4 protein-coding genes and 1 pseudogene are annotated in these 3,657 nt (G+C 65.1%); all 5 read right to left on the bottom strand.

Annotated elements, in window-relative coordinates; all coding sequences use genetic code 11:
• Nucleotides 1–900 (bottom strand): thymidine phosphorylase (locus EN935_RS26370; RefSeq protein WP_127373769.1); only part of this gene is annotated, 900 nt, incomplete at its 3' end.
• Nucleotides 900–1,709: a purine-nucleoside phosphorylase gene (locus tag EN935_RS26375; RefSeq protein ID WP_127263972.1), complete on the bottom strand. Its 810-nt coding sequence runs from the start codon at nt 1,707–1,709 to the stop codon at nt 900–902. The genes EN935_RS26375 and EN935_RS26370, both read right to left, overlap by 1 nt.
• A 30-nt stretch (nt 1,710–1,739) precedes the next feature.
• Nucleotides 1,740–2,132, bottom strand: a complete 393-nt coding sequence (gene cdd / locus EN935_RS26380; RefSeq protein WP_127373770.1) for a cytidine deaminase — start codon at nt 2,130–2,132, stop codon at nt 1,740–1,742.
• Nucleotides 2,133–2,194: 62 nt separating this feature from the next.
• Complete coding sequence (locus EN935_RS26385) at nt 2,195–3,166, bottom strand: ABC transporter permease (protein ID WP_126070503.1); 972 nt, start codon at nt 3,164–3,166, stop codon at nt 2,195–2,197.
• 1 nt (nt 3,167) lies between these two features.
• Nucleotides 3,168–3,657, bottom strand: a pseudogene (locus EN935_RS26390) (ABC transporter permease); the annotation flags it as partial.

Raw genomic sequence — 3,657 nt, forward strand, 5'->3', positions numbered from 1 at the left:
CGTCTCGGTGGCGCGCCGCATGCCGTCCTGATTGGACGACACCAGCCCGGCCGACTGCAGCATTTCGGCGGCCAGCGCCAGCGTCACGTCCTCCAGCCGACGGTCACGAAACCGGCCGGTGAGGAAATCGACGGCGTTGCGCACCTCAACGGCGTTGCCGGCGGCCGACGCCAGCGGCTCGTTCATGCCGGTGATCAACGCCGAGGCCTTCAGTCCGGCGCCATTGGCGATTTCGACCAGGCTGTTGGCGAGCGCGGTGGCGTCGCGCGATTTTTCCATGAAGGCGCCGTTGCCGACCTTGACGTCGAGCACCAGCGATTGCAGCCCGGCCGCCAGCTTCTTCGACAGGATCGAAGCGGTGATCAGCGGCACCGATTCGACCGTGCCGGTGACGTCGCGGATCGCATAGAGCCGTCGATCGGCCGGCGCGAGGTCAGCGGTCTGGCCGATGATGGCGCAGCCGGTTTCGAGCACCGCCTTGCGAAACAGTGCGATATCGGGCTGGCTGGTGTAGCCGGGGATCGCATCCATCTTGTCCAGCGTGCCGCCGGTGTGGCCAAGGCCGCGGCCCGATATCATCGGTATATAAGCGCCGCAGGCGGCGACGATCGGCGCCAGCATCAGCGAGACATTGTCGCCGACGCCGCCAGTCGAATGCTTGTCGGTGACCGGGCCGGGCAGGTCCGACCAGTCTAGCACGTCACCGGAATCGCGCATCGCCAGCGTCAGCGCCACCGCCTCGTCGCGGTTCATGCCGTTGAAGAACACCGCCATGGCGAAGGCGCCGACCTGGCCATCCGAAACGGCCCCTGACGTCACGCCCTCGACGAAGCCGGCGATCTCCTGCTCCGACAGCCTGAGGCCATCGCGCTTGCGGCGGATGATTTCCTGCGGAAGCATCAGCTCTCCAGCAGTCCGTCGCGGAACACGCGCTGCAGGATCTTTGCCAGCCGCGCGCCGCCTACCGGCGCCATGTCCTTGGTCTCCTGGTGCGAAAGCTCAGCCCCGGTCATGCCGGCCGCCAAATTGGTGATGACCGAACAGGCGGCGACGCGCAGTCCGAGGAAACGGGCGAGAATGACCTCCGGTACGGTCGACATGCCGACCGCGTTGGCGCCCATGATGCGCGCCATGCGGATTTCAGCGGGTGTTTCGAAGCATGGCCCCGAGAACCACATGTAGACACCCTTGTGCAGTGTGGTGCCGGTCGCTTTCGCCGCCCGTTCGATGGCCTTGCGGATGTCCGCATCATAGGCCTCGGTGAGACCAACGAAGCGGCGGTCGCTGGGCTCGCCGATCAGCGGATTGGTGCCCGAAAAATTGATGTGGTCCGATATCAGCATCACCGAGCCCGGCGGCATGTCCGGATCGACCGAACCGGCGGCATTGGTGAGGATCAGTTTCGTGATGCCGATGCCGGCAAGCACTTCCAGCACTGGGCGCATCGCCGCCGCGTTGCCGTGCTCGTAGTAGTGGGCTCGGCCGGACAGCATCAGCACCGGCACACCGGCAAACAGCCCCGCGACCACTTCGCCGGCATGGCCGGTGACGCCGCTTCTGGGAAAGCCCGGCAGGTCGGCATAGGGGATGCGGATCGGATGCTCGATCTGGTCGACCAGCCCGCCCAGGCCCGAACCCAGCACCAGCGCTGTCAACGGCGCCAAGCCGTCCAGTCTTTCGATGAGATGATCCAGAGCCTTTTCCGTCATTGCAGCCAGCTCTTCATTTCAGCCCGTTGTTCATTTCAAAATGTCGCCGCGGAAGCCATAGGGCAGCATCTCGCCCATGGTCACGGTCTCGGCCACGCCGGCATTGTCGCAGAGATAGAGCTTTGTTCCCGGCCGGCAGAATTCAGCCAGTCGCTGCCGGCAGCCGCCGCAAGGCGAGCATTTCGCCATGCGCTCGGCAAGAACGGCGATTTCCACGATCTTGCCGCCACCGCCCATGATGTAGTGGCCGAGGGCTGTGGTCTCGGCGCACCAGCCTTCCGGGTAGGAGGCGACCTCGATATTGGCGCCGGTAAAGACGCGCCCGTCCTCGGTGCGCAAGGCAGCGCCCACCGGAAATTTCGAATAGGGTGCGTAGGCCTTGGCCATGGCAGCCTTGGCGGCCTCGAACAGATCATGCGACATTCAGGTGTTCTCTCCGATGATCGTGTCCAAAACCCGGCACCAAGCCGCCCCGCTGCTGCGGCTCAGCGTTCCTTGACGTAAGGCACGCCGCCGGCGCGTGGCGGAATGGCCTTGCCGATGAAGCCGGCGAGCAGGATGACGGTGAGGATGTAGGGCAGCGCCTGCATGAACTGCACCGGCACCTTGCCGATGATCGGCAGTGGCGAGCCTTGCAGGCGGATCGACAGCGCGTCGAGGAAGCCGAACAACAGGCAGGCGAACATGGCGTTGACCGGTTTCCACTTGGCGAAGATCAGCGCAGCCAGCGCGATATAGCCCTTGCCAGCGGTCATGTCCTTCACGAAGCCGCCATTTTGCACCATCGACAGATAGGCGCCGGCAATGCCGGTGAGGATGCCGGTGCAGATCAGCGCCCGGTAGCGCAGCCAGGCGACCGAGATGCCGGCGGTGTCGACGGCCGCCGGGTTCTCGCCCACGGCGCGCAGGCGCAGGCCGAAGCGGGTACGAAACAGCACCCACCAGGTGAAGGGCACCATCGCGAAGGCGAGATAGACCAGGATCGAGTGACCCGACAGTAGCTCGGCATAGATCGGCCCAACGATCGGGACGTCGCGGATGGCGTCGGCACCCGGCAGAGTGATGGCCTCGAAGCGCTCGCCCGGTTGCAGCGCCGGCGTGCGTCCACCCTGCTGGAACCAGGCCTGGCCCAGAATGATGGTCGAGCCGGCGGCGATGAAATTGATCGCCACGCCGGAGACGATCTGGTTGCCGCGATGGGTGATCGAGGCAAAGCCGTGGATCATGGCAAAGGCGACCGAGATCAGGATGGCCATGCCGAGGCCGAGAAAGGCCGAATGGAATACGGAAGCGGCCGCAGCACCGGCGAAGGCGCCGACCAGCATCTTGCCTTCGAGGCCGATGTCGAAGATGCCGGCGCGCTCCGAATAGAGGCCGGCGAGGCAAGCAAGCAGCAGCGGCACCGAGAGGCGGATGGTGGAGTCCAGTGTCTGGACGATTGCGTTGAACACGTCCATCTCAGGCACCCTTCCCCTTGACCGCTTCCATGCCGACCGATCGCGGACTGAACGAGGCGAACAGCGCCTGGATGTAGGGCCGGAACATGTGCTCGAGGGCGCCGGCAAACAGGATCACCAGACCCTGGATGATGACGATCATATCGCGGCTGATCGCCGGCATCTCGAAGGCAAGCTCGGCGCCGCCCTGGTAGAGCATGCCAAACAGGATCGCCGCCAGCACGATGCCGACCGGGTGCAGGCGGCCCATCAGCGCCACGGCGATGCCGACGAAGCCGGCGCCGGAAACGAAGTCGATGGCGACATTGTGCTGGTCGCCCATCACCGGGTTGAGCGCCATCATGCCGGCGAGTGCACCGGAGATCATCATGGCGGTGATGATGATGCGGGTTTCGGAAATGCCGGCATAGCGCGCCGCCTTTGGGCTGTGACCGTAGGTGCGCATCTCATAGCCGAGCTTGGTGCGCCAGATCAGCAGCCAGACCAGGAAG

This window comes from Mesorhizobium sp. M7D.F.Ca.US.004.03.1.1 (assembly GCF_003998635.1).
Classification (GTDB): domain Bacteria; phylum Pseudomonadota; class Alphaproteobacteria; order Rhizobiales; family Rhizobiaceae; genus Mesorhizobium; species Mesorhizobium loti.

Coding starts and splice junctions, on each gene's coding strand:
- EN935_RS26375 (WP_127263972.1), bottom strand. CDS start 1,709: ATGACGGAAAAGGCTCTGGATCATCTCATCGAAAGACTGGACGGCTTG.
- cdd (WP_127373770.1), bottom strand. CDS start 2,132: ATGTCGCATGATCTGTTCGAGGCCGCCAAGGCTGCCATGGCCAAGGCC.
- EN935_RS26385 (WP_126070503.1), bottom strand. CDS start 3,166: ATGGACGTGTTCAACGCAATCGTCCAGACACTGGACTCCACCATCCGC.